Source organism: Nannocystis pusilla (assembly GCF_020073745.1).
GTDB lineage: Bacteria > Myxococcota_A > Polyangia > Nannocystales > Nannocystaceae > Nannocystis > Nannocystis radixulma.
The window spans coordinates 50,050-74,442 of sequence record NZ_JAIRAU010000001.1; the positions used below are offsets into that span (position 1 = coordinate 50,050).

Genomic DNA, 24,393 nt, shown 5'->3' on the forward strand with positions numbered 1-24,393 from the left:
GCCGTAGTTGCGGGAGATTTGTCGAAGCGGACGGCCTGCGAAGTACAGTTGGGCTTGCGGTGCGCGTAAATCGCCGGCAACCTAGGCATGCACGCTCCCGCGAGCAGCATCATGGCGGCCAACCAGTCCCCCCAGCTCGGCTACAACCACAACATCCCGCACCGGGGGCGGCTCTATCACGTGCAGACCGAGGATTCGGGCATTCAGAAGGCCCACATCTTCACGCACGTGTTTTACGACGGCACGATCATCGCCACCAACAAGGTCGACTATCGCGACAAGTTGGAGAGCGAGAACCTCGACGCGGTGATCGTCGCGGCGATGCAGGACTCGCACAAGTCGATGATCCGCCAGCTGCGCAGCGGGTCGTTCGACGAGCGGATCGTCAAGTACATCGGCGCGCACCCCGAGGCCTCGAACAAGCCCGAGGTCGCCGCGCCGGTGGCACCGGAGAAGGCGCCGGCGAAGCGCCCCGACCGGCGGCCGCCGCCCGACCCGCGCGAGGTCGTGCCGCAGGGTCCGCCGCTCCAGGCCGGTGAACCGGGCCCGACCCTCGATCCCACGCTGGGTCACGTCGTGTTCACCGCCCCCGAGGCGCAGGCGCAGGTGGCCGCCTCGGCCGCGGGTCAGGGTCCGCCGCGTCCGAGCCGCGGGCCGAGCCGCGTCGGTCGGCGCCCGATCGGCGGCATTGGTGGACAGGGCGTCACCGCCGGCACTCCGATCGCCCAGCGGCGCGACGTCATCGTCGGCAAGTTTGCCAGCGAGCACCAGCACAAGCTCGACGACGAGATCCTCGCGCTGCTCGCCGAGGACTGATTCTCTGCTATCACCTCGGCGAGAACAGCCATGGGTGTCGCGGAGGCATTGACCGAATTTCACACGCCCGAGCAGCTCGGCGCGGACGTCGTCCTGTACGTCACCGAAACGTGCGGCTACTGCCGCATGGCCGAGTCGCTGCTGCGCCGGCGCGGAATCGCGTTCGTCGCCGTCGACGTGACCGACCTGCCCGAGGCCCGCAGCTGGCTGATCGAGAAGACGGGCCGGCGCACGGTCCCGCAGATCTTCGTCAAGGCGGCGAGCATCGGTGGTTTCACCGAGCTCGCGGCGATGGACCGCAGCGGTGCGCTCGCGACTGCGCTCGCCGGCTGATCCTGCGCACTTTGCACGTGCTTTCGCTCCGCCGTCGGAGTGCAGGTACACGCTCTTGGGGTTCACAGTCCCCGGCGCGGGCTGTGCTACCCTCGCTGCCGATCGCCATGAACAGCACACCGCGCAACAACTTCCTGCGACGCCTGACGCTCACTTCGGCGTTCGCGCTGGCCGCGCTCAGCAGCGCCGCGGCCTACGCGGGCGAGGTGAAAATCGGCGCCACTCCGATCGAGATCGACGAGGCCGGCAAGATCACCGCCAAGGGCAAGTCGGCGGTCGTCGACACGCTCGACGAAGTACCGGGTGAGGACCGCTGGATCGCCTACGTCCACGCCAAGCTCGACAACCCGGCGCCCGGCCCGCTCTACGTCGAGTTCTTCCAGGACCTCGACGGCAACAAGTCCTCCGTCTGGCGCCACGACGAGAACGACTTCGCCGGCGACAAGTGGTTCTACGGCGAGCTCGAGCTCGACGGCCGCAAGGGTTTCAACAAGAACCGCACCTACGACATCAAGGTCACGCAGGTCAACGCCAAGGGCAAGGAGCTCACCCTCGCCACCGGCAAGATCAAGCTGATCAAGAGCGGCAAGAAGCCCGAAGCGCCGAAGGAAGACGAGGACGACGCCGAGGACAAGGCCGCGGCCGAGCAGGACGCCCACGACTCGCTCGGCGGCGGCGACGGCAACGACGGCTCCGCCGCTCCCGAAGGCGACGCCGGCAAGGAAGGCCCGCCCCCGGTCGAGAAGAAGAAGGGCTGCTCCGTCGACGCCGACGGCCAGGCCTGGAACGGTGCGATGGTCCTCCTGGCCCTCGGGGCAGGTTTCATCCTCCGCCGCCGCCGCTGAGCCGCGCGGCGCAGGGCGGCCGCACGGCTCGTGCGGCCGCCCGCCGAGAGTCGCGGCGCGTCGACACGCCCCTCGCCTGCGGCGAGGACGTCGAGACCGGCGCGCACGCATGAATCCGACGCGCTCGAGCTACGACGCGCTGTTCTTCGGCCGCGTGTCGGCCAGCCAGTGCGCCAGCGTCGGCTCGATCTTCGCCGCCTCGAGGCGCTCGATCGCCTGCTTCATCTCCTCGACGCGCTTGCCCTGGGCGTCGAGCAGCAGCAGCAGCGGGTACGAGCCGACCTGGTCGGCCCAGCGGCGGCGGAGCTCGTTGAACTCGTCCATGCGCGCGGCCGCGGTCCAGTCCTCTTCCTTGAGCTCGAGGAAGCGCACGTCGCCGATCTCGGCCGCCTTGTGGCGGTTGCCGAGCTCCGTCTCGAGCTCGCGGCAGGGTTCGCACCAGTCGGCGCTGAACAGCACGGCCACGCGCTTGCCGTCGGCCACGGCCTGGGCGAGCAGGCGGTCGAACATCGCGGCCAGCGTCTCCTCGTCGCGCGGTCGCAGGCGGCGCAGGTCGTAGCCGACCAGGGCCTCGCCCGCGGGCTGCGCCGCGGCCCTGGCCGGGGCAGGCGCGGCCTGCGGCGCGGGCGGCGGAGAGCTGCACCCGGAGACATGTGCAAACAGACATGCACAAACAGACAGGCTGACGGACAGGCTCAGGACACGCATCGTCGCACCTTCACGGGACGTTGGCGGTGAGCTCGCCGGCGAGGTCCTGCTGCATGCGAGCGCGGACCTCGGCCGGCGGCAGGCCGGCGGCGAGTAGGCAGTAGAGCTTGGTGAGGGCGGCCTCGGGCGTCATGTCGAAGCCGGACAGGACGCCGGCGCGGGCCAGCGCGGCGCCCGTGCTGTAGACGGTCTGGCGGACCGAGCCGCCGTGGCACTGCGAGCAGTTGACGATCACGACCTCGCGCGGGGGCGCGGCGCTGCGGGCGATCGCGGTGAGCAGCGCGTGGTCGCGGCTCGGCGCGTTGCCGACGCCGTAGGTCTCGAGCACCAGGCCCTCGAGCGGCGGCTCGAGCAGCTTCGACATCATCGCCGCGCCGATGCCCGGGAACAGGCGGACCGCCGCGACCTCGGGCTTGCGGACCAGCGGGACCATCTTCATCGCGCGAGCACCTGGCTTTCGGACCAGGTGGCGCGCGACCTCGACGCCGACCCCGACTTGGGCGAGCGGGGGCAGGTTGCCGCTGTCGAACGCGACGAAGTCGAGGTTGTGGACCTTCTGGGCCCGGTTGCCGCGCAGCAGCCGCGAGGCGAAGTAGATGCAGACCTCGGGGATCTCGCCGGCCCCGGCGAGCAGCAAGGACGTGATGATGTGTTCGCGGCCGTCGCTGCGGACGTTCTCGAGGCTGAGCTGCGAGCCGGTCATGATGACCGGCTTGGCCAGCCCGGGCAGCAGGAAGCTCAGGGCCGAGGCCGTGTAGGCCATCGTGTCGGTGCCGTGGACGACGACGAAGCCGGTGTAGTCGTCGTAGCGCTCGGCGATCGCGGCGGCGATCCGGACCCAGTCCTCGGGCGCCATGTCGGCCGAGTCGAGCAGCGGCTCGAGCGAGACGACGTCGAACGCCGGCAGCTCGGGGCGGCGGAGCTCGGGCATCGCGTTCATGTAGTTGCCGAGGAAGTCCGGCTGCGGCGCGTAGCCGGCCTCGGTGCGGACCATGCCGATCGTGCCGCCGACATGAAGGACGCAGACTCGCGGGCGCGCGCTCACGCGCGGATGATAGCAAAGGAGGCGGGGGCCCACGCGACGACCTGCGCCGCGTGAGCCCCCGCCTGGGCTTGAGGTCACCACGACTTCAAACCCGAAAGGCCGTCAGCAGGCCCCGGAGTGATGAAGTCACCCGCCCTGATCAGATCCCCCGTCGACCTCGAGCGCAGCTTGCCACGGGCGCTTGATCCGCGGCAGACAACGCGCGGACGTCACGCCGGCGCGGCGTGGCGATCGAGGCGCTCCAGGAACGCGCGCGCGTCGCTGACCACTTCCTCGCGCAGCTCGGCCGGCTCGATCGACTCGAGGCCGTCGACGATCTGCAGCAGCCGGCGCGCGAACTCGCGGCACGAGTGGTACGGCACCTTGCGCTCGAGCAGCTCGCCCGGCTCGACCCACCGGTCCTCCTGGCCGGGGTCCCACACGAGGTTGGCGATCCAGCGGGCCACGCCGCCGCGCACGCGCAAGGTGGCGACGCCGGGGCGGTCGCTGTCGATGCCGAAGCCGGGGTCGGACGAGCCCCACAAGTTGTTCTTGGTCGGGACCGGCTCGCGCGGGGTCTGGCCCGGGAGCACGCGCGCGTGGACGATCTGCGCCACCCGGAAGCTGCGCGCGTCGCCGGTCGTCCGCGAGAACGCGCGCATGTACATCACGCCGTCGTGCAGCCGCAGCTGCCACGGCTCGATGTCGTGCGTCTTGCGCGTGCCCGACCACGGGCTGTCGTACTCGATGCGCACCACGCCCGAACCGACCGCCTGCAACAGCTTCGAGACCAGCCGCGAGTCGACCCGCGTGCCCGTCGTCATCGTCGCGGTCACGCTCTTCGGCCGCACCTTGGCCGCGCTCTTCTGCGTCTCCTCGACCGCGGCGTCCATCTGCTCGACGAGCCGCTTGACGCGCGCGTTGAGCTCGGCGTCGGCGACCGGCTGCAGCAGCGCCGAGGCGAACACCACCGCGGCGAGGTCCTCCGGGTCGGGGTCGGTGAGCGGCAGCGTGAACTTGTCGTCGAGCAGCTTCCACACCTTGCTCGCGTGCACGAACTCGAGCGGCGCGTCCCACTCCTCGCGCATGTACTTGAGCGCCCGCTGCACCGTCACGCCGGCGACGCCGGCCTTGGACGACAGCGTCTCCTTGGTCGCGCCGTCGGCGTTCTCCCGCAGGTAGCGGAGGATGAAGCGCGCGGTCTCCTGGACGGTCCTCGACGAGTCTGGCTTCGCTTCGCGGGTCACGATCGGCTCCGGGGCTCATCCTACAGGCTCGCGAGCCCGGCGGCGCGGGCTCCTCGCGGATCCGGCCCGGCCGGGCGGCGGCCTGAATCGCGGCCCCATCGGCTCCGGCGCCGGCGAGCGAGCGCGAGATCCGCCCAATTCGGGTGCGAGCGGCCGATTCGCGGCGTTCCGGGCGCCGGTCGACCCGCCGGGGCCGCCCCCGCGAGCCAGCGCACACCGGGCCAGACGCGAGTCTCTCCCGCGGGCCGCGCGGGCGGGGCTCTTACGCACCTGTTCGATGGGACATGGCCTATGGGATATGTTACCATGCGCCCCGGACATGTCCCCAGGGACATCCTCGTGAGGTCTGCCGCGGCGGGGGCCGGTCACGAGCCGGGGGGTCGTAGCGACGTCGGCCCGCGCGCCGGCGCTGCGACGCGCGGGCGCGTGGGCTTGCGCCGGCGGGGTCGGGCGGGCAGAGTAAACGGGAGCGAGCGGCGATGAACGAGGGCCCGGTCACCAGGGGGAAGCGGTTCTTCAGGCTCGCCGGCATGACCGCGCAGGTCGCGGGCAGCTACGCGAAGACGCGGATCAAGTCGATGTTCCAGTCCGAGGAGGACGCGGAGCGCGAGCGCAACGCGGCGCACGAGCTCAACGGCGGGCGTATCGCCCGGACGCTCGGCGAGCTCAAGGGCGCGGTCATGAAGGTCGGGCAGATGGCGTCGATCGTCAGCGACCTGCTGCCGAAGGAGCTGGCGGAGGCGCTGCGCTCGCTGCAGCGGCAGGCGCCGCCGGTCGACTTCGCGGTGATCGCCCGCCAGATCGAGAGCGAGCTCGGCGCCCCGCCCGAGGTCCTCTTCAAAAAATTCGAGGTCGAGCCGTTCGCGGCGGCCTCGATCGGTCAGGTCCACCGCGCCACCACCGACGACGGCCGCGAGGTGGTGGTCAAGGTGCAGTACCCGGGCGTCGACGGCGCCGTCGACTCCGACCTCGCGCAGCTGAAGTTCGCGCTCAAGGCCGGCGGCTTCGTCAAGCGGGCCACCGGCCTGATCGATGTCAAGCAGCAGAGCCTCGACGAGGTGTTCGCGGAGATCCGCGCGCGTCTGGTCGAGGAGCTCGACTACTGCAACGAGGCCGACAACGTGCGCCGGTTCCGCGAGATCCACCGCGGCGACGCGCACGTCATCATCCCCGAGGTCGTGGCCGAGCGCTCGTCGCAGCGCGTCCTCACCCTGACCTTTGAGCCGGGTGACCGCATCGACGAGCTCGACGCGCGCGGCTACTCTCAGGAGGTCCGCGACCGGCTCGGCGACAACCTGTTCCGCGCGCTCGCGGCCCAGCTGTTCGAGCACCGGCTCCTGCACGCCGATCCGAACCCCGGCAACCTGGCGTTCCGGCCGAACGGCGACGTCGTCCTCTACGACTTCGGCTGCGTGAAGCAGGTCGCGCCGGAGATCGCCGCCGCCTACGCGACGACGATCCGCTGCGGCCTCGCCGAGGATTACGCGGGCGTCGAGGTCGGCCTGCGCGGCCTCGGCGTGCGCAACCCCGACGGCCCGCCGGTCGAGCACACATTTTATAAGCAGTGGCGCGACATCCTGGCCCTGCCGTTCCTCACCGGCGAGCTGTTCGACTACGCCGCCGCCACGATTCACGACGACGTCATCCGCATGATCCCGGCGGCGATCAAGCACATGGCCTCGTTCCAGCCGCCGCGTGAGATCATCTTCATCGACCGCGCGATCGTCGGCCACTACGGCAACCTCCGCCGCGTCCGCGCCCGCGGGCGCCTGCTCGACATGCTCCAGCCCTACCTCGACATCGCGCTGGCCAACGCGCCCGGGTGAGATGGTCCTGCGGGGCATGTCGTATGGGACATGCCCGAATAGCGCTTCGACGCGCTCAACTCCACGCCGGCTGCTCGCCGCCGTTGCGGTTGAGCAGGGCCGGCGGGCGGAGGGCGCTCAGGCCGACGACGGCGCCGTGGACGGCGAGCCAGCGGGAGATCAGGCGGGGCGTGTTCAGGCCCTGGGTCCGGCGCGCCTCCGCGGTGCCGCGGCAGTGCTCGCGCGCGGCCTCGAAGGCCTGATAGTAGCGGGCGACGCTCCGCTCCGGCGCGGCGCGCTCGTGCGCGTGGCGAGATGCCTCTTCGGACATGTGCTTGCGGGCAGCCTCGTCGCGCAGCAGTTCGACCACGCGGGCGCCGAACGCGGCGTCGGCAGCGTCCGGGTCGGGCCCGGGGGGCACGAGGAAGCCGTCGCGGCCGTCGCGGATCTGCTGCGACACGCCCATTCCGTCGGCGAAGGCCACGGCCGCGAGCCCGCACCACATCGCCTCGCTGACGACCTGCCCGTAGGTCTCCGACAGCGAGGTGTAGACGAACAGGTCGGCGTGGCGGTACCAGTTCGGGACGTCGGTGACGGGGACCTCGCCGACGAATTGCACGCGGTCCTGCAGGCCGAGGCGGTCGGCGAGGGCGCGGAAGTCGTCGTGGTCGGGGCCGTCACCGACGAGGGTGAGCGAGGCCTGCGGCCGCGCGGGCGCGACGTGGCGGGCGAACAGCCGCAGCAGCCGCTCGACGCCCTTCTCGCGCGAATGACGGCAGACGACCAGGAGGCGCTGGCCGGCGGTCGCGCCGGCGGGGAACGGATCGGCGCCGACCGGCGCGTCGAAGATGTGCGGCGCCACGGCCCGCGGGATGACGTGGATCGGCACGGTCACGCCGCGCTCGCGCCAGTAGTCGACGAGGCCCTCGGCGAGGACGATGAGGCCGTCGCCGAGGTTGTAGACCTCGGCGCAGTGGTGCTCGAGCCACGGCATCAGGCGATCCTCGAACAGGCCGTTGATGGTCCGGCTGCGCCGCATGCGGTCGGACAGGACCACGCCGTAGACGCTCGGCAGGTGCAGCGTGTTGACGCACAGGAGCGGCACGTCGTGCTTGAAGCGCAGCCACACGCCGAGGTCGCACAGGTCGTGATTGCTCTGGCTGAGCACGAAGTCGAACTTGTGCGCCGCCGCCTCGCGGAAGCTCCGCGCCGACGGGAACGGCATGTACACCCCGGGGTGATTGCGCAGCGGCAACGAGGGCAGCAAGATCCGCCGCGGCGGCAGCTGATCGGGGCGCGCACCCGGGTCGTTGGGCCCGATGACGGTGACCTCCTGCCCGCGCGCGGCGAACTCTCGCCGCAACATCTGCGAGGCGAACGAGGACCCGTTGGCGTAGGGGATCCGCGCGTAGTCGTTGAGGATCGCCACGCGCCGCAGCCACGGCGGCGGCGTGGCGCGGGTGCTTGCTCCGGTGCTCGTCACGGGCGCCGAGTATAACGAAGCGCGGCGACTGGCCCCCGCGCTTCGGTGTGCGAGGGCTCGCGCGCGGACTTCGCGGTTTCTCCATTCCGGAGGGCGGGGCCGCGGAGATCGTCGAGGGGCGGACGAGGGGCGGCGCAGCGGGTCCCGTCGCGACGCCGGACCTGCCATGCCACGTGCTCGCCGCCGATGTAATTTTAGGACATGTCCGAAGATTGGCCCGGCGTCTGCGCGCGAGGCATGGGGCCCCCGGCGGCGTCCCGCTGCGCCGCCCCTCGTCCGCCCGCGGAGAGCGTCGCAGGCCCCGCTGTCGCCGCGCGGTGAGGGCGAGGCCAGAGCGGATGCCACGTGCTCGCCCCCGAAGTTAATTTGAGGACATGTCCCCAAATTTGCTCGGCATCCGCGCGCGGCATGGACCAGTCAAATGTCCTTCGGGACAGCCGGGCTCACGGGTCGCGCGGCTTGTCGCGGGGGCGGGCCGCGGCGTACTTGGCGGAGGCCTCGGCGGCGGCGCGGACCTCCTGGGCGCGCTCGAGCGGGCACACGAGGATCCGGCCGCCCGACGAGATGACGGCGACGCCGTCGAGGCCGACGATCGCGACGTCGGCGCCGTCGGTCCACACCAGGCCGTCGCGACCGCCGACGACGTGGACGGCGGCGCCGTTCTCGGCGTGGACGGCGAAGCCGTCGCCGTCGCGCGGCAGGGCCTCGCGGATGGCCGCCCACGAGCCGAGGTCGGTCCACGCGACGTCGGTGGCGGCGACCCTGAGGTCGGCGAGCTGCTCGAGGATGGCGACGTCGATCGAGGCCGGCTGGATCGAGGCGTAGGCGGCGGCCGTGCGCCCGCGGGCCAGCTCGACCTCGCCTTCGCGCAGGGCGGCGACCACCGGCGCGAACGCCTGCCACAGCCCGGGGGCGTGGCGCTGGTACTCGGCGAGCATGCGGCCGATGGGGGCGATGCACACGCCGGCGTTCCACAGGAACCGGCCGCTGGCCAGGAACTCGCGCGCGCGGGCGAGGTTCGGCTTCTCGACGAAGCGCAGCGCCGAGTAGAGGGTCAGCGAGGCGCAGGCGGTGTCGCAGGCGGAGGCCCGCGGGACGCCGTCGCGCTCGATGTAGCCGTAGCCGGTCTCCGGCCGCGTCGGCGTGACGCCGAGGACGACCACGTCGCGGGCCTCGGCCGCGCAGTCGCAGGCGCGACCGAGCAGGTCGGCGAAGCGGCCCTCGTCGCCGATGTGATGGTCCGAGGGCAGCACCACCAGCGGGGTCTCGTCGATCTGTCCTTCCGACCAGCCGCGTGCGCGCAGGCGCTCGACGATGTGCACCAGCGAGAGGGCGACGCACGGCGCGGTGCTGCGCGGGCACGGCTCCTCGATCACGTGCTCGGGCGGGAGCTGCGGCGCAGCCGCGCGGACGGCGGCGGCCAGCTCGGCGGTGGTGACGAGGAAGGTGCAGTCGGCGCCGGCGACCGCGGCGGCGCGCTCGACCGCGGCCGCGAGCAGGCTTTGCCTCCGATCGGTGCGCAGCGCCATGAACTGCTTGGGCCGCTCGGGGGTCGAGGCGGGCCAGAGGCGTGAGCCGCCGCCGCCGGCCATCACGAGGGCGATCCGCATGCTCCCCTCACTGTAGCGGCTTTGCCCCACGGCAGGCCAGTCCGCGCGCTTGCGCGCCCGGCAAAACCGTGCAGGCGCGCAGGCGGATGCGCGCACGGGCGCACAGCGACCGGCAGGACGGCGGCGGGCGGCGCCGGATCTTCATATGTCTTCAAGGACATGTCGGAAAGGACCTCTCACTCGCCTCGCCGGGCCCGCCACCACTCGCCGAGGTGCAGGCAAGCGGGCACGAGCGTGAGCGAGGCGAGCAGGCAGAAGGTCATGCCGACCACCGCGGTCCAGCCGAGCGAGCGCAGGCCGATGTGGTCGACGAACAGCATGCTCGAGAAGCCGATGACGGTGGTGACGGTGGTGAGGACCACGGCGCCGCCGGTCTCGCGCATGGTGTGCGCCAGCCGGCCGGCGCCCTCCTCGCGGTGGCGGTGGATGATGTGCAGCGAGTCGTCCTGGCCCATGCCGACCAGCAGCGGCAGCGCGACCAGGTTGAACAGGTTGAGGGTCCAGCCCATCCACACGAACACGCCGGCCAGCCAGCACAGCGCGACGCCGACGGTGGCGAACACGAGCGCCGCGCCGGCGATGCTGCGGAACATCACCAGGGCGGTGGCGATGAGCACGCCGAACACGGCGCACATCACCAGCGGCCCGTCGCCGCGGATGGCGTCGACGACCTCGGGCACGACGAAGTGCGAGCCGACCGCCGGGGCCGGGCCGAGCGGCGTGTCGATGGTGTCGAAGGCGTCGTGGATCCGCTTGGCGTGGGCGTACTCGGACTTGGGCCCGCGCTGCCAGCAGGCGACGAAGCGGCCAAGCTCGCCGTGCATGTCAGTGAACTGGACCTTGACCCACGCCGGCAGGTCGTCGGGCCCGACCGGGCGCTCGACCTGCAGGTAGCGCTCCCACGACCTCAGCTTGTCGAGCTCGGCGTCGCTGAACGAGCCGCGCTTGTTGTCGATGCGCTGCTTGATGTCGCCGATGACCTGCAGCTTCTCCTGCTGCAGCTCGGGCACGAAGGTGTAGATCGACAGCACGCTGCTGAGCAGGTCGTCCATCTCGCGCAGGCGCTCGGGCGGGTACTGCTTCAGCTGCTCGCGCACGGCCGGGTCGACCTTGCCGCGCTGGCGCGCGAGCTCGGCGAGGCGGACGAACTTCGGGTCGTCGGGCTCGACGTCCTCGTCCTCTTCCTCGTCGTCGACGGCCTTCGGCTTCGGCGCCGGCTCGGGCTCGGGCTTCGGCTTGCGCGGCGTGTCGGAGTAGGGCTCAAGGCCGGTGATCTCGGCGATCTCCTCCGGCTCGAGGTCGAGGATCGCCTGCAGCTGGCGGTTCACGGCCTCGGTGTGCGCGAGGCCGTCGGTGAGGACGATCGTCGGGTCGGTCGACTGCGTGCGGCCGACGGCGTCGCGGTACTCGTTGGCCCGCTTCTGCTCCTCGGGGCTGGTGCGGTCGGGCGGGCCCAGCTTGCCGAGGTTGTATTCGAAGCCGATGTTCGGCGCCGCGGCGGCGCCGCAGAGCCCGACGAGCAGGCAGACGAGGACTGTCCCGAGGGCCAGGTAGGGGAACTTGCGCGAGACGATCGCCGCGCCCGGGGCCTCGCGCGCGGGGGGCGGCGGCACGCGCCAGGGCCGGATGCGCTCGAGCACGAGGGCGAGCGCGGGCAGGACCACCAGCGCGGCGACGAGGGCGATCATGATGCCGAGGCTGCCGATCACCCCGAACTGCGAGAAGCCGCGGAACTCGGCGAGGACGAGGAACAGGAACGCGAAGGCGGTGCTCAGCGCGCCGCCGGCGGTCGACGCCCCGGTGGTGGCGATCGTGGTGGTGATCGCGGCCAGTTGATCGAGGCCGCGGCGCCGCTCGTCGCGGTAGCGCGAGAGGATGTGGGTGCCGAAGTCGATGCCGAGGCCGAGGGTGACGGCGAAGATGAAGGCGCTGACGAGGTTGAGCTCGCCGTAGGCGGCCCAGCCGATCGCCAGCGTGGTGACGACGGCGGTCAGCAGCGGCACGAGCACCAGCGGGACGGCTCGCAGGCCGCGGAAGTAGAGCGCCACCACCAGCAGGAGCAGGCCGAACGCGACCGCGGTGCCGGAGATGATGTCGCGCTCGAGGCTGCTGGCCTGGGCGGTGTGCTCGGCGTAGCTGCCGTCGATCGTGACCTCGATGTCGGGGTGGAACTTGTTCGGCTCGAGGCCGTCGATGGCGGCCCGCAGGTTGCGCGACAGGCCGCGCGCGAACGAGATGTCGGTGTTGGCCCGGGTCGGCCGCGCGCGCACGACGACGAGCCGGCCCTCGTCGCGCTCGAAGTACTCGGAGGGCTCGCGGTCGAGGCCGTAGCGCTCGCGCAGCGCCTTCTCGTCGAGGTCGAGGTCGTCGCTCTCGCCGGCGGCCTCGCGGTCCTCGGGGAACATGCTGAGCTCGCGGCGGACGCGGGCCTGGATGGCGTCGATGACCCGCTGGCGCAGGTCGAGCAGGTCCTGCAGGTCGGCGTAGAGCAGCAGGTTGTCGCGGAAGAACTGCGGGTCGCGACGGAACAGGACGTAGCGGATGTCGTCGCGCTGCTCGAGGGTCTCGGCGATCGCGGCGCCGAGAGCCAGGTTGGCGGCGCGGTCGGGGCCGCGGACGGTGACGTAGAGGTCGGATTGATTGCCGAGCCGCTCGCTGACGGCGTCGAGGCGCACGACGCTCGGGGCGTCGTCGGGCAGCAGCGCGCGCAGCTCCTGGTCGATGCCGAGCCGGCGCGTGCCGAAGTAGCCGAGCACGCCGAGCAGCAGGGCGACGAGCACGATCGCCAGCGGGCGGCGCACGACGAGCGCGGCGAGGCCGGTGGCGCGGGAGGAGTCGCTCATGCGGGCGTGGGCCTTATACCAGGAGCGCCGCGACGGTGCTGACGACCACCTCGGAGACCGGCGGCATGGCGGCGACGAGGTCGTGCGCGGCGAATTCACCGCCGCGCGCGCGGGTCAGGAATTCGGCGAGGTCGCGGGCGCCGAGGTCCTCGATGCTGCGGCCGAGCGCGACCCCGGCGTGCTCGGCGAGCTGGGCGTTGAGCGCCTGCTCGGCGTCGCCGCGGCGGTACAGCGCCAGCGCCGGCTTGCGCAGCATGACGCACTCGGCGAGCACGTTGCTGCCGGCGGAGGTGATGACGCCGTCGCAGCGGCGCAGGTGGTCGGCGAAGCCGGCTCGGTCGCTGCGATGAAACCGCAGGCCCGGCAGCCCGGGGTCGCGCTCGCCGAAGCAAATCACTTCGGCGCCGACGGCGAGGGCCAGGGCGAGGGCGTCGCGGCCGTTGTCGTCGCGGAAGTAGGCCAGCAGGAAGCCGTCGCGCGTGACGGGCCCGCGCAGGTCGTCGCGCAGGTCGGGGCGAGCGACGGCGACGCGCGGGTCGGCGGCCGTGAACGGGAGGAAGTGGACGGCGACGAGGCGGTCGGCGAGCACCAGCGGGGCGTTGTTGAGCCGCTCGTACAGCCGCAGCAGCGCCGGCGGGCGCACCGGCAGGCGTCCGTGGGTGAGCGCGAGGCCGTGGTCGACGGCGACGCCGGGGACCTTGCTCCGGCGCGCGAGCACGAGGCTCGGCTGGTCGCCGTCGCTGACGACGCACTGCGGCGCGGCGGCGGCGAACCGCGCGGCGTCGCTCGACAGCCGCCGCAACCACCCGCCGGGCGCCGCGAGGCCGGGGCGGACGATCGGGATGGATGTATATCGGGACATGTTCTTTAAAACATGTTCCGAATCACCGCCGGCGAACACGTGCAGCTGGTGGCCGGCGTCGCCCAGGGCGCGCGCGCAGGCGAGGGCCCGGCTGGCGTGACCGCGGCCGCGGCCGTGCACGACGAGGCTGACGCGCGCCATGACTCAGGCCTCGACGAGGGCGCGCGCGGACACCACGGCGTCGCCGACGGCCCAGCGCAGGAGGCCGTCGATCTCGCGGCGCAGCACCGCGTGGCGCATGTCGGCCGGGTGGATCGCCACGCGCGCGGGCCACAGGCGCCGGGCCGGGCGCGCGAGCCGGCAGTAGAGGAGGCTCGACCACAGCCGCGCCGGCGTGCGGCTGGCGTAATTGAGGACGACGCTGGTCCGCCGCGCGCCGGCCTTCGGGTCGTACACGTGCAGGTGATCCTCGGTGTAACGGTAGCCGCGCTCGCGCAGGACGGCGAACATCCACGGCGGCATCGACCACGCGGGGGCGATGAAGCCGTCGAGCTGCTGCAGGCCGGCGCGGCGCAGCACGGCCTCACCGTCGTCGAGCCGGCGGCGCGCCTCGGCCTCGTCGACGTCGCTGAACTCGGCCTCGCCGCCGGACACGACCTTCTGCGCCCACAGCCGCCGCAAGCCCCGCGGCGCCGCGTTGCCGGCGGCGGACGGCTCGCGCGGACCGGCGCCGGCGAGGTGGTAGTAGCCGTGCAGGAAGATCTCGTGACCGGCGGCCTGCCACCCGCGCAGGCGCGCGGCGTAGGCGGGGTGCTCGTCGAGCGGCCAGGCGCCGTGGTAATTCGGGATGACCAAAAGGCCAGGTTTGATGCCGACCGCGGCGCACGCCTGCAAGGCGAGGTCGACCTCCGCCTCCCAGGCGGGGCTGACGTCGTGGATCGATACGTGGACCGGCACGCGCGGATGCTGGCACGCCGCGGGGGCGGTCGCAATCGATGGGCGCGGGGCCGAGGAGATCGTGGAGCGGTGAGGCCGGCGCGCTTCACGTGCTCGGCGCCGGTCGCTGCGAGGACGGCGAGGACACCTCAGCGCGCGAGCAGGTCGCGGTAGCGGGCGAACAGGGCGTCGAAGTGGTCGACGACGCTGGTGACGCGGCGGGCCGGGCCGGCGGCGCGGGCCCTCAATTCGGCAGGGTCGACGGCGAGCAGCGACTCCGCGGCGGCCACGCAGGCGGCCACGTCGCCCGCGGGGTACGGTGCCGCGCTCTCGGCGGGGGCCTGCTCGGCCGCCCCGCCGGCGTCGGGGACGACGACCGGCAGACCGCTGGCGATCGCCTCGGCGACCCCGAGGCCGAAGGTCTCGAACGGGCAGCCGTGGAGCAGCAGGTCGCCGCTGGCGAGGGTGACGGCGAGGCGGTCGCGGTCGCGCTCGAAGCCGAGGACGCGGATGTCGTCGCGCGCACCGAGCCTGTCTTCAAAGACATGTCTCTCGGGACCGTCGCCGAACACCGCGAGGACGCTGCCGGGGTGGCGCTCGGCGAGGCGCGCGTAGGCGTCGACGACGACGTCCCAGCGCTTCTCGACGGCGAAGCGGCCGATGGCGAGGACGAGCGGCCCGGGGCGACCGGCGAGCAGCTCCTGGCGGCGGGCCTCGCTGCGCCGCTCGGGGGCGAAGCGGCCGGGCTCGATGCCGAACGGGATGTGCTCGACCCGGGCGACGCCGTGCTGCTCGAGCTTGTGCTTCTGCCAGCGCGAGCCGACCACGGTCATGGCGCAGGCGCCGGCGATCCGGCGCACGTGGGCCCACAGCGGCTCGACCACGAGGTCGGCGGCCCGCGAGGCGCGAGCGCGCAGCAGCGTCGCCAGCCGCCGCTCGAGGTCGCCGCGCAGGTAGGTGTCGATGAAGTCGGAGTGCCAGACGAAGGTGCGCACCCCGAACTCGCCCGGACGCAGGCCCAGCGCCGCGATCGCCGCGACGTACGGCGAGTGGATCTCGAGCACGTCGGGCCGCTCGGCCCGCAGCTGCCGGCGCAGCCCGCCGACGCGCCACAGCAGGTGGTAGGTCGGATCGTAGGGCAGCGACGGCCCGGGGACGTAGCGCACGCCCGGGTCGACGGCGCCGCGCGGACCTGGCGCGAAGACCAGGTGGTCGTGACCCCGCCGCGCGGCCACGGCGGCTTTCTCGGTCAGGTGCGTGCGCACGCCGCCGCCGCGCTGGGAGTAGAACTCGGTCACGTCGACGAGCTTCATGGCCGCGCGCGCCCTTCTACGCGGGCGGCGCGGAGGCCGTCAAGAAGACCCATGGGACATGTTCGAAGAGGCATGTTTGAGCTCCGTACCGCGCCGCCGCCCCCTCCAGCGCGAGGGGCGCTCGCGCGGGCGGTTGACGCGCGTGGGTCGCAGGTGCCCCAGGGAGGCCGCATTGAAATGTCTTCGAGGACAGGTTCACTCGCACCGGCGGGGGGTCGGCGCTCGCGCGACCGCATGCGCGCGTGCGCAGGGGCCTGCGCAGCCGACCTGTGATCCCCAGCACGGTCTGAGAGCGCCGCTTTGTGGACATTTCCTGGGGCTCTGAAGTCTCCTGATCGCATGTTGTCCCTGCCCGAGCGACTCGCCCGACGTGTCCTCAACGCCTCCGGCCTGAAGAGCCGCCACGTGCCCACGCGCGTCGGCGACATCCACGTGCTCGAGGGGGCAGGCGGCGGCGGGCTGCCGCCGATCGTCGTGCTGCACGGGCTCGCGGCCCACGCCGTGTGCTACGCCGGGCTGCTCAAGCGCTTCCAGCCGCATGTCCGCTCGGTCATCGCCCCGGACATGCCCGGCCACGGGTTCTCGGCCCCGCTGCGGCCGGGCGACCCGCCGACCGTGCTGCTCGACGCGCTGGTCGAGACGCTCGACCGCGTGCTCGACCAGCCGGCCATCATCCTCGGCAACTCCATGGGCGGCCTGGTCGCCATCCGCTACGCGCTCGCCCGCCCGCACATGGTCCGCGGCCTGGCGCTCGTCTCGCCCGGCGGCGCCCCGCTGCCGCCCGCGCAGCACGCGGCCTTCCTCGACCGCTTCCGCATCGACACCTACGGCCAGGCGCTCGAATTCGTCGACGACGTGTTCGCCAAGGTGCCGCCCCTGATCCGTCACCCGATCGCCCACAACCTCCGCCGGCGCTTCAACCACCCGCAGCTGCGCCAGCTGCTCGGGGAGATCTCCCCCTCCGTGCTCCTCACGCCGGGCGAGCTCGCGAGCCTCCACATGCCCGTGCTCTTCGTGTGGGGGCGCGAAGAGCGGATCTTGCCGCGCGCGCATTATCGCTTCTTCGCGCAAAATCTGCCTGCGCACGCCGAGCTCGTGGAATTCTCCGATTTCGGCCACATCGGGTTCATGGAGCAACCGACGGCCCTCACCCAGCGTGTGCTCGATTTTGCGCGGCGCTTGCCTGCGCAGGATGTTTCACAGCACTGCTCGACGTGTGCCCCGGGTCATGACACCTTTCGCGCATCCGCCTAGCACGCCCATACCCGCTCGAGGGCTTCGCGCCGCAGGTTGAGGGGACCCCACCCCCACTGCGACCCGCCCCTGTCGTGGCATCCGGCACTCCCGGCGATCTCGCCGAGGGCGTGTGCCGTTCGGCGCTGCGATCGGCGGTCGCGGGGTTCGACGTGTTGTCGCGATACCACCGCTGCGAGGTGCGCGGCGTCGAGAACGTGCCCGAGGGTCCGGCGCTGATCGTCGCCAACCACAACGGCGGCCTCAATCCGGTCGACGGCCTGTTCCTGGTCGAGTACTACCGCCAGCGCGGCTACGACCGCCCGATCTTCATCCTCGCCCACGACATCCTGTTCCGCATCAAGCGGGTGGCCCGGCTGCTAGAGTCGGTCGGCATCATCCGCGCGCGCAAGGGCCAGGCCCGCTCGTTGCTCGAGGCCGGCCACAAGGTGCTGGTGTTCCCCGGCGGCGACGTCGAGTCGATGCGCCCGTTCCGCGACCGCGGGCGGATCGTGCTGGCCCAGCGCCAGGGCTTCGCCCGCCTGGCTCTTCGGGCAGGTGTGCCGATCGTCCCGGTGGTCAGCGCGGGCAGCCACGAGACGATGATCGTGCTCACCCGCGGGCACCGCCTGGCCCGCCTGATCCAGACCCAGAAGTGGGCCCGCATCAGCTCCCTGCCGATCATCCTCGCGGCCCCCTGGGGTCTGCTGCTCGGCCCGACCTGCGCGCTGCCCTACTTGCCGCTGCCGTCGAAGATCACGTTCCAGGTCGGCGCCCCGCTCTCGCTGACCGACAGCGCCTGCTGCGAGGTCGAGGCGGCCGAGCGCGCGCCGAGGGTCTACGGCCAGGTCGAGCAGACCATGCAGTCGATGCTCGACTCGCTCTACGAAGAGCGGCTGCTGCCCATCTTCGGCTGACGCTCCGGAGAGCGTGTCCTGGAGGACGTGTCGAAGCAGACATGTCCTGAAAACAGCAAGGCTCAGCGCTCGTCGGCCTTGCGGTAGGGCGACGGGATGAACTCGACCGCGGGGCGCTGGCGGGTCGGCTGGGGGTAGAGGCCCATCAGGCGCATGAAGTCCGATGGCATGTCCTCGGAGACAGGTAGGCCGAGGTCGCGGGCGACGCCGGCCGTGATCGGGTAGTCGTGGGTGAAGTGGCCCTCGGACAGCAGCTCGACCAGGCGGCGGCCGGTCTCGGTGTCGCGGTCGCCGGCGGTGAGCTCGCGGACGAGCTCGCGGATCTGCTCGAGCGCCTTGCGGGCCTGGTCAGCCCAGATCAGCGTCTGGTCGTCGATCTCCTGGATCGGCTTGTCGCGCACGACGGTGAGGATCGAGGCGGCCGAGTTGGTCCCGATCTGCGGGTCGACGGGGCCGAGGACGGCGTGCGGACTCATGACGATGGCGTCGGCGGCGAGGGCGATCAACGTGCCGCCCGACATCGCGTAGTGCGGGACGAACACGGTGACCTTGCCGGGGCGGCGGTGGATCGCGCGGGCGATCTGCGAGGCCGCGAGCGCGAGGCCGCCTGGGGTGTGGAGCACGAGGTCGATCGGCATGGCCGGATCGGTGAGGTCGAGCGCGCGCAGCACGGCCTCGCTGTCCTGGATGTCGATGTAGCGCATCAGCGGGAAGCCGAGCAGGCTCATGGTCTCCTGGCGGTGGACCAGGAGGATCACCCGCGAGCCGCGCCGGCGCTCGATGCTGGCGATCATGCGCGCGCGCGAGGCGTCGAGCAGGCGCTGCTTCAGCGCCGGCTGCAGCGTGACGAGGATGAAGAACAGCCAGAAGATCTCAGAGACGGACATGGCGACGACCTCCGCGCGGCGGGACCTCCCAGGCGCGAGCGAGCGGGCCCTCGTCGTCGCACGGCGCACGACCGCGGGGCCCGATGAACAGGCGGTGCAGGCCGAAGCCGGCCGCGAAGCCGCCGATGTGGGCCCAGTAGGCGACGCCGCCGAGTGACGGCTCGAGGCTGCTGCTCATCACCTGGACCAGGAACCAGTAGAAGAGAAAGAACAGCGCCGAGACCTGGACGAACAGCGGCCAGAAGAACAGCGGGACCAGCAGGACGATGCGTGCGTGGTGGTACATCGCCAGGTAGGCCCCCATGACCCCGGCGATCGCCCCCGAGGCGCCGATCACCGGGATGCTCGAGGTCGGGTGGACGACGAGCTCGGCGAGCGAGGCGAGGGCGCCGCACAGCAAGTAAAAGGCGACGAAGCGGGCCGGGCCCATGCGGTCCTCGACGTTGTCGCCGAAGATCCACAGGGTCCACATGTTGGCGATGAGGTGCAGCCAGCCGCCGTGCAGGAACACGGCGGTGACGGGCGACCAGTACGGGGCGGGCGGGCCGGCGGTGAGCTCGACGGGGACCATGCCGAAGGTGAACAGGACGCGCAGCAGCGCCGGCTCCGGCAGGCCCAACTCGAACATGAACACAAGGACATGTGCGCCGATCAACAGCCAGTTCGCGACCGCGGGGTGGCGGCTGGGGATCGTGTCGTACAGCGGGATCACGGCAGCGCGGGTTGTGAGGCGCCCGGCGAGCTTCTGCAAGCGCGAGTGTTGCGGGGCCATCGCCTCGGCGAACGGTCCGGCGAGACCCCGCGCGGGCCGTCGTTCGCCGCGACGCGGCGCGGTCGCCTCCGCAGTCGAGTGCGCGCTTCGCCTCGGGCGAGCCCCGGCCTCGGCCGCGTCAGCGAACTTGCGGCGCGAGCGGCAGACGCCTACGATGGTCGCCGCATGTCCTCGGAGACAGCCTTCACCGCGGCGCTCGCCCAGCACCGCGCGGTCGCCATCATGCGCGCGACGAGCCGCGACCACGCGGCCGCGGCGATGTGGTCCGCGGTCGAGGCCGGCTTCCGCGTCGTCGAATTCACGGTGACCACCCCGGGCGCGATGAGCCTCGTGGCGGAGTTCGCCCGCGACCCGCGGCTGACCGTCGGCGCCGGTACGGTGATGGACCCCGAGACCGCGGGCGAGGCGGTCCGCGCCGGCGCCCGCTTCCTGGTCTCGCCGGTGCTCGACGAGCGCGTCGTCGCCTGCGCGCGCGCGCTCGGGGTCGCGGCGGTGCCGGGCTGCTTCACGCCGACCGAGCTGTGGCGCGCGCACGCGGCCGGCGCAGCCGCGCAGAAGTTGTTCCCCGGCCCCGCCGACGTCGCCGCCTTCGTCCGCTCGGTGCTCGGGCCGCTGCCCTTCTTGACCCTCGTACCGACCAATGGCGTCGACGCCGCGAACGCCGCCGCGGTGCTGCAGGCCGGCGCGGCCGGCGTGGGCTTCACGACGCCGCTGTTCGCACCGACGCTCGTTCAATCCGGAGATCTCGCAGCGATCGGCGAGCGCGCGACAGCCCTGCTGGCCGCCGTCCGGAGCGCCGCGGCATGAACCGAGTCGCGACGACACGTCGGGAAGTGAAGGGAACGCGTCGCCCTTGTCGACTTCGCGCGCCTTGCGCTATCGTCGACGCCTTGCGAACCGTGCACACGCGCCGCCGCTTTGCCTGAGGAGCCCTCGATGCACGCGCGCCGTTTGCCGAAGACTCTGGCTCCGTGGCGTGAGGTGCTCGCGTCCGCCGAGCGCGAGTCATGGTTCCCGCTCATCTTCGATCGCTCGGTGCCCGCCGAGGCCGAGGCGATGGACGAGCTGATGAGCGAGGGCGAGGTCATGTACGTGCATGACATGCTCGAGGCCCAGCTCAAGGACCTGGTGCGCTCGCGGACGCCGAGCAAGAACTACACCGACGACGAGGTCGCGCAGGAGATCGCGCGCCTGCTCGACGGGCAGGCGCCGCAGGACTACGGCCGCTGGGCGTTCTACCCGTGGTCGCGCCGCCTCGTGCACCTGCTGCCGCCGGACTCGTTCATCGAGCTGCGCTCCGATCGCAACCGCAACAAGATCACGAGCGAGGAGCAGGCGCGGCTGCGCAAGATCAAGATCGCTCTGGCCGGCCTCAGCGTCGGCAACGCGGTCGCGGTCACCCTCGCGCTCGAGGGCGTGTTCGGCGAGCTCCGCCTCGCCGACTTCGACACCCTCGACCTGTCGAACATGAACCGGATCCGCTGCGCCGTGTTCGACCTCGGGCTCAACAAGGCGATCATCGCGGCGCGCCAGATCTTCGAGCAGAACCCGTACGCCAACCTGGTGCTGTTCACCGACGGCGTGACCCCGGAGAACATCGGCGAGTTCATCGACGGCACCGGCCCGGGCGATCGCGCCGACATCGTCATCGACGAGTGCGACAGCATCGCCATCAAGCTCAAGCTCCGCGAGGAGGCGCGCGCCCGCAGGCTGCCGGTGCTGATGGAGACCAGCGACCGCGGCATGCTCGACATCGAGCGCTTCGACCTCGAGCCCGACCGCCCGATCCTCCACGGCCTCGTCGGCACCGTGACCTCCGACCAGGTCAACACGCTGCCGCCTCCGGCCCGCCTCGGCCTGGTGCTGCAGATCGCAGGTCTGCATACGATCTCGCCGCGCCTGGCTGCATCGCTGCTCGAGCTCAACCTCACGCTCAAGGGCTTCTCGCAGCTGGGCTCCGACGTGACCCTCGGCGGCGCCACCACGACCACCGCGGTCCGCCGCCTCGCCCTCGGTCTGCCGATGGCCTCGGGTCGCGTCTACATCGACGTGAGTGCGCAGCTCGCCGAGGTCACCTCGCCGCCGCTGCCCGACCTGTCGAGCGCGCGCCGGCTCCGCGAGATCGCGGAGGTCCGTGAATTGGTGCAGTACGCCATCATGGCGCCGTCGCACGGCAACGACCAGCCGTGGCGATTCGAGTACGTGGACGGCGTGCTGCGCCTGTTCCTCGCCGACGAGCGCGGCGGCGGCGGGCGCGACGAAATCGGCCGCCATTGGGCGCTGGTGGCCCTCGGCGGGGCGCTGTCCAATTTGCAGATCGCGGCCGGGGTGAAGGGTAGCGAGGCCAACATTCAACTGTTCCCGGGCAAGCAGGACCCGTCCCTGGTCGCGGAGGTGCGATTCGGCTTGCGCGCCGGCGGACCGGCGGCCGACCCACTATTCGAGCAGATCCCGCGAAGGGCCACGAACCGCCAGCTCGGCACGCGCGCGCATCTATCGCCGGTGCATGTGCAAGCGTTGTCGGCGGCCGCCCGCGACAACGGGGCCAAGCTGCAACTTTGTACGGACCGCGCGCTGCTCGGCGAACTCGGCCAGCTGCTCGGTGAGGCCGAACGGCTGCGACTGCTCACCCCCACGCTCCACGGGCCCGCGATGCGCCAGATCCGCTGGTCGGAGGCCGAGGCCCACGACACCCAGGACGGCATCCGCGTCGAGGCACTGGCAGTGACACCGATGGACTTTGCGGCGTTCCAACTGCTGCGCTCGACCGATGTCGCCAAGGTGCTACGAGACACGAATGGTGGGCGCTTGCTGATGATGTCCTCGGTCCAGGCCCTAGCCTCATCCGCAGCGGTCGGCCTGCTCACGATTCCCGGCCAATCGCCGACCGCGCTGGTCCGCGGCGGCCAGGCGATGCAACAGCTGTGGCTCACCGCCAGCGCGCTGGGTGTCGCCGTCCATCCGATCAACACGCTCATTGATATGTTCGCCCGCGTCGAGCGGTTCCACGGCGCCGGCTTCGACAAACGCGAGATTCACCGCTTCCTCGAGATGCGCGAGCGCTTCACTCGCGCCTTCACCGTGGCGCTCACGGATGTCGAAATCCTGCTGTTTCGCCTCTCCTACGCAGACCCCGCTCCGTTGCGGACCTTACGCAGGCCGGTCGATGCTGTGTTCTCCGCGCCGTTACCCGAGAAGAAATCGCCGTGATCCACTCGAACGGCACGCGTCGCGAACACGTTGTCCACGCACCTGGAAGGGGCCCAAAGGCCGCGCACTCGCTGCAATTTGTGTACTACAGGACACATTTGCTGCATAAGCAAGAAAGCAGTGCGTCTTGACACTGCCAGGTGATTCCCGTACTCTCGACCGAACATGCGGTGGCGGGAGGCAAACGGGGTTTTGCGTGCTTGTGAGGGTTGCCGCGCCCTTTCCACACATGGACGGTGGTTCCACACATGCTCTCGCTCTCCCTCGTGAACCCGCATCTTGAACCGTCCGTGGTGGACGAGTTCTCGCAGGCCCAGCGGGCTTGCTATGGGGAGTTCGCGGCGGAGGCGGCGGTCAGCGAGGTCGGTCAAGAAGACCTGCTGAGCGGCCGTGTGGTGTATTTCGTGGCCCGCGACGAGACGGGAGCGATGGTCGGGGGTCTGCGGCTCCACCTCAGCTTCCCGGGCACCAAGTTGCCGGTCGAGCATACGCTCTCGCAGCTGTCACAGCTCGCGCGATTGCTCGAGAGCCGCAGGCCCCACGGTGTCGCCGAGGTGTGTGGCCTGTGGGCCTATTCGCGGTATCGCGGCACCAAACTCAGCAATGCGCTGGTACGCACCGCCGTGGCCGCGGCGCCGCTGTGCGAGACCAACCTGCTGATCGCGCTCTCGCACCACTACGTCGTCAATCATTGGGCCCCGATCGGGTTCACCGCGGAGCCGCGCCTCGGCGTGCATTCGTACCCCGACGCGCGTTACTTCTCGAAGGTCATCCTGCTCGACCCGGTCCGCCTCGCCACCGCCGAGCCCGAGCACAAGTGGCGGATCCTCGGCCTGCGTCAGGCGCTGCGCATGCACTGTCCCATCTTCTGGTCGCCCGAGACCGAAGAGCACGTGCCGGTCCAGCCCAGCGAGCGCGTGCCCGTCACGTCGCCCCCCGAGCACGTCGCCTCGGTGCAGGCCGAGCATCCGGCCTGAGCGTCGCGAGCCTCGTGCGTGGCCTTCAGCCCTCGCTCGAGTGGGAGCTGTGCTCTCGAGCGATCGCGGAGCAGCGCGCTCGTGTCCGGTGTTCAGTTCGCTCGAACGCTGCTCGGGTCGCGGCCTTCGGGCGTGATCGCGGCGGCGCGCGAGGTCGATCCGCGAGGGTCAGGTCGGCGTGCTCGAGATGCCGACCTTGTCGCGCAGGCGCTTGATCTCGGCCATCAGGCGGTCGTGGTGGTCCCGCGGGATCTCGAGGTACTCGATGGCCGCCGGGATCTGCACGGTCGTGAACGCTTTGACGTTGGGGTTGAACCAGCTGAGGGCGGTGACGATGCCGCGGACGAGGCGGTTGAGCGTCACGACCGAGACCTTGCCCTTGAAGTTGTTGGCCTCGAGCAGGTCGTTCATCGCCCCGCGCTGGGTCGCGTTCGGGCCGCCGCCCTCGGAGATCACGAGGGAACTGGTGTATTTGCCCATCTGCTTGCGCCCGAAGTCGACGTAGCCGCTCCACTCCTCGTCGGTCGGGTTGTCCTTCGTGTGCACGGCCAGCAGCACCGTGTGGTACAGCGAGTAGGCCATCGTGGGGGCGGACATGGGCGGGCGTCTCTCGGATGGCGGTGGCGGTGCGA

At 71.5% G+C, this 24,393-nt stretch carries 21 protein-coding genes; 9 read left to right on the forward strand and 12 right to left on the reverse strand.

What is annotated here, in order from left to right:
* The first annotated feature begins 87 nt into the window (after positions 1–87).
* The 3 genes from K7C98_RS00200 (at position 88) to K7C98_RS00210 (ending at position 1,994) form a co-directional block, all read left to right on the forward strand.
* Positions 88–816, forward strand: a complete 729-nt coding sequence (locus K7C98_RS00200; RefSeq protein ID WP_224189420.1) for a hypothetical protein — start codon at positions 88–90, stop codon at positions 814–816.
* A gap of 48 nt (positions 817–864) precedes the next feature.
* On the forward strand, positions 865–1,149 hold the full coding sequence (locus K7C98_RS00205; RefSeq protein WP_224189421.1) for a glutaredoxin domain-containing protein: 285 nt from the start codon (positions 865–867) through the stop codon (positions 1,147–1,149).
* A gap of 107 nt (positions 1,150–1,256) precedes the next feature.
* Entirely contained in the window at positions 1,257–1,994 is a 738-nt protein-coding gene (locus K7C98_RS00210) for an MYXO-CTERM sorting domain-containing protein (protein WP_224189422.1), read from the forward strand.
* A 129-nt stretch (positions 1,995–2,123) separates the two neighbouring features.
* Here K7C98_RS00210 and K7C98_RS00215 read toward each other — a convergent pair whose 3' ends face one another.
* The 3 genes from K7C98_RS00215 to K7C98_RS44535 all read right to left on the reverse strand — a co-directional run bounded on the left by K7C98_RS00215 (position 2,124) and on the right by K7C98_RS44535 (position 4,973).
* A complete protein-coding gene (locus tag K7C98_RS00215) occupies positions 2,124–2,702 on the reverse strand; it encodes a TlpA family protein disulfide reductase (protein ID WP_224189423.1) in 579 nt (192 codons plus the stop codon).
* A gap of 10 nt (positions 2,703–2,712) precedes the next feature.
* Positions 2,713–3,747 (reverse strand): type I asparaginase, encoded by a 1,035-nt coding sequence (locus K7C98_RS00220; protein ID WP_224189424.1) that lies wholly within the window; start codon positions 3,745–3,747, stop codon positions 2,713–2,715.
* Positions 3,748–3,956: 209 nt separating this feature from the next.
* Positions 3,957–4,973 (reverse strand): helix-turn-helix transcriptional regulator, encoded by a 1,017-nt coding sequence (locus K7C98_RS44535; RefSeq protein ID WP_224189425.1) that lies wholly within the window; start codon positions 4,971–4,973, stop codon positions 3,957–3,959.
* A gap of 479 nt (positions 4,974–5,452) precedes the next feature.
* Here K7C98_RS44535 and K7C98_RS00230 point away from each other — a divergent pair, with 479 nt between their 5' ends.
* Entirely contained in the window at positions 5,453–6,799 is a 1,347-nt protein-coding gene (locus K7C98_RS00230) for an ABC1 kinase family protein (protein WP_224189426.1), read from the forward strand.
* 55 nt (positions 6,800–6,854) lie between these two features.
* On the opposite strand, the gene K7C98_RS00235 is transcribed toward K7C98_RS00230, so the two are convergent.
* From K7C98_RS00235 to K7C98_RS00260, 6 genes are all read right to left on the reverse strand, one after another.
* Positions 6,855–8,261, reverse strand: a complete 1,407-nt coding sequence (locus tag K7C98_RS00235; protein ID WP_224189427.1) for a glycosyltransferase — start codon at positions 8,259–8,261, stop codon at positions 6,855–6,857.
* A gap of 443 nt (positions 8,262–8,704) precedes the next feature.
* Positions 8,705–9,871, reverse strand: a complete 1,167-nt coding sequence (locus tag K7C98_RS00240; RefSeq protein ID WP_224189428.1) for a mannose-1-phosphate guanylyltransferase — start codon at positions 9,869–9,871, stop codon at positions 8,705–8,707.
* Between the two features lie 176 nt (positions 9,872–10,047).
* Positions 10,048–12,714, reverse strand: a complete 2,667-nt coding sequence (locus tag K7C98_RS00245; RefSeq protein ID WP_224189429.1) for an efflux RND transporter permease subunit — start codon at positions 12,712–12,714, stop codon at positions 10,048–10,050.
* Positions 12,715–12,727: 13 nt separating this feature from the next.
* Positions 12,728–13,717, reverse strand: coding sequence for a glycosyltransferase family protein (locus K7C98_RS00250; RefSeq protein WP_224189430.1), 990 nt, complete (start codon positions 13,715–13,717; stop codon positions 12,728–12,730).
* 3 nt (positions 13,718–13,720) lie between these two features.
* Positions 13,721–14,473, reverse strand: a complete 753-nt coding sequence (locus K7C98_RS00255; RefSeq protein WP_224189431.1) for a DUF2334 domain-containing protein — start codon at positions 14,471–14,473, stop codon at positions 13,721–13,723.
* A 128-nt stretch (positions 14,474–14,601) separates the two neighbouring features.
* The gene (locus tag K7C98_RS00260; RefSeq protein WP_224189432.1) at positions 14,602–15,765 is read right to left on the reverse strand and encodes a glycosyltransferase; all 1,164 of its coding nucleotides are present in this window, start codon (positions 15,763–15,765) and stop codon (positions 14,602–14,604) included.
* Positions 15,766–16,104: 339 nt separating this feature from the next.
* On the opposite strand from K7C98_RS00260, the gene K7C98_RS00265 reads away from it, so the two are divergent.
* On the forward strand, positions 16,105–17,019 hold the full coding sequence (locus K7C98_RS00265) for an alpha/beta fold hydrolase (RefSeq protein WP_224189433.1): 915 nt from the start codon (positions 16,105–16,107) through the stop codon (positions 17,017–17,019).
* 74 nt (positions 17,020–17,093) lie between these two features.
* A complete protein-coding gene (locus K7C98_RS00270) occupies positions 17,094–17,915 on the forward strand; it encodes a lysophospholipid acyltransferase family protein (protein ID WP_224189434.1) in 822 nt (273 codons plus the stop codon).
* A 62-nt stretch (positions 17,916–17,977) separates the two neighbouring features.
* Here the strand turns inward: K7C98_RS00270 and K7C98_RS00275 are convergent, their stop codons facing one another.
* Positions 17,978–18,802, reverse strand: a complete 825-nt coding sequence (locus tag K7C98_RS00275) for an SDH family Clp fold serine proteinase (RefSeq protein ID WP_224189435.1) — start codon at positions 18,800–18,802, stop codon at positions 17,978–17,980.
* A complete protein-coding gene (locus K7C98_RS00280) occupies positions 18,789–19,574 on the reverse strand; it encodes a rhomboid family intramembrane serine protease (RefSeq protein ID WP_224189436.1) in 786 nt (261 codons plus the stop codon). The genes K7C98_RS00275 and K7C98_RS00280 overlap by 14 nt, the downstream gene beginning before the upstream one ends.
* 165 nt (positions 19,575–19,739) lie before the next feature.
* Between K7C98_RS00280 and K7C98_RS00285 the strand changes: the two genes are divergently transcribed.
* From K7C98_RS00285 to K7C98_RS00295, 3 genes are all read left to right on the forward strand, one after another.
* The gene (locus tag K7C98_RS00285; RefSeq protein ID WP_224189437.1) at positions 19,740–20,381 is read left to right on the forward strand and encodes a bifunctional 4-hydroxy-2-oxoglutarate aldolase/2-dehydro-3-deoxy-phosphogluconate aldolase; all 642 of its coding nucleotides are present in this window, start codon (positions 19,740–19,742) and stop codon (positions 20,379–20,381) included.
* Positions 20,382–20,510: 129 nt separating this feature from the next.
* A complete protein-coding gene (locus tag K7C98_RS00290; RefSeq protein WP_224189438.1) occupies positions 20,511–22,784 on the forward strand; it encodes an Rv1355c family protein in 2,274 nt (757 codons plus the stop codon).
* Between the two features lie 248 nt (positions 22,785–23,032).
* Positions 23,033–23,761 carry a hypothetical protein gene (locus K7C98_RS00295; RefSeq protein ID WP_224189439.1) on the forward strand — a complete coding sequence of 243 codons (729 nt, stop codon included), beginning with the start codon at positions 23,033–23,035 and terminating at the stop codon, positions 23,759–23,761.
* A gap of 168 nt (positions 23,762–23,929) precedes the next feature.
* On the opposite strand, the gene K7C98_RS00300 is transcribed toward K7C98_RS00295, so the two are convergent.
* Positions 23,930–24,358: a hypothetical protein gene (locus K7C98_RS00300; RefSeq protein ID WP_224189440.1), complete on the reverse strand. Its 429-nt coding sequence runs from the start codon at positions 24,356–24,358 to the stop codon at positions 23,930–23,932.
* Positions 24,359–24,393: the final 35 nt, after the last annotated feature.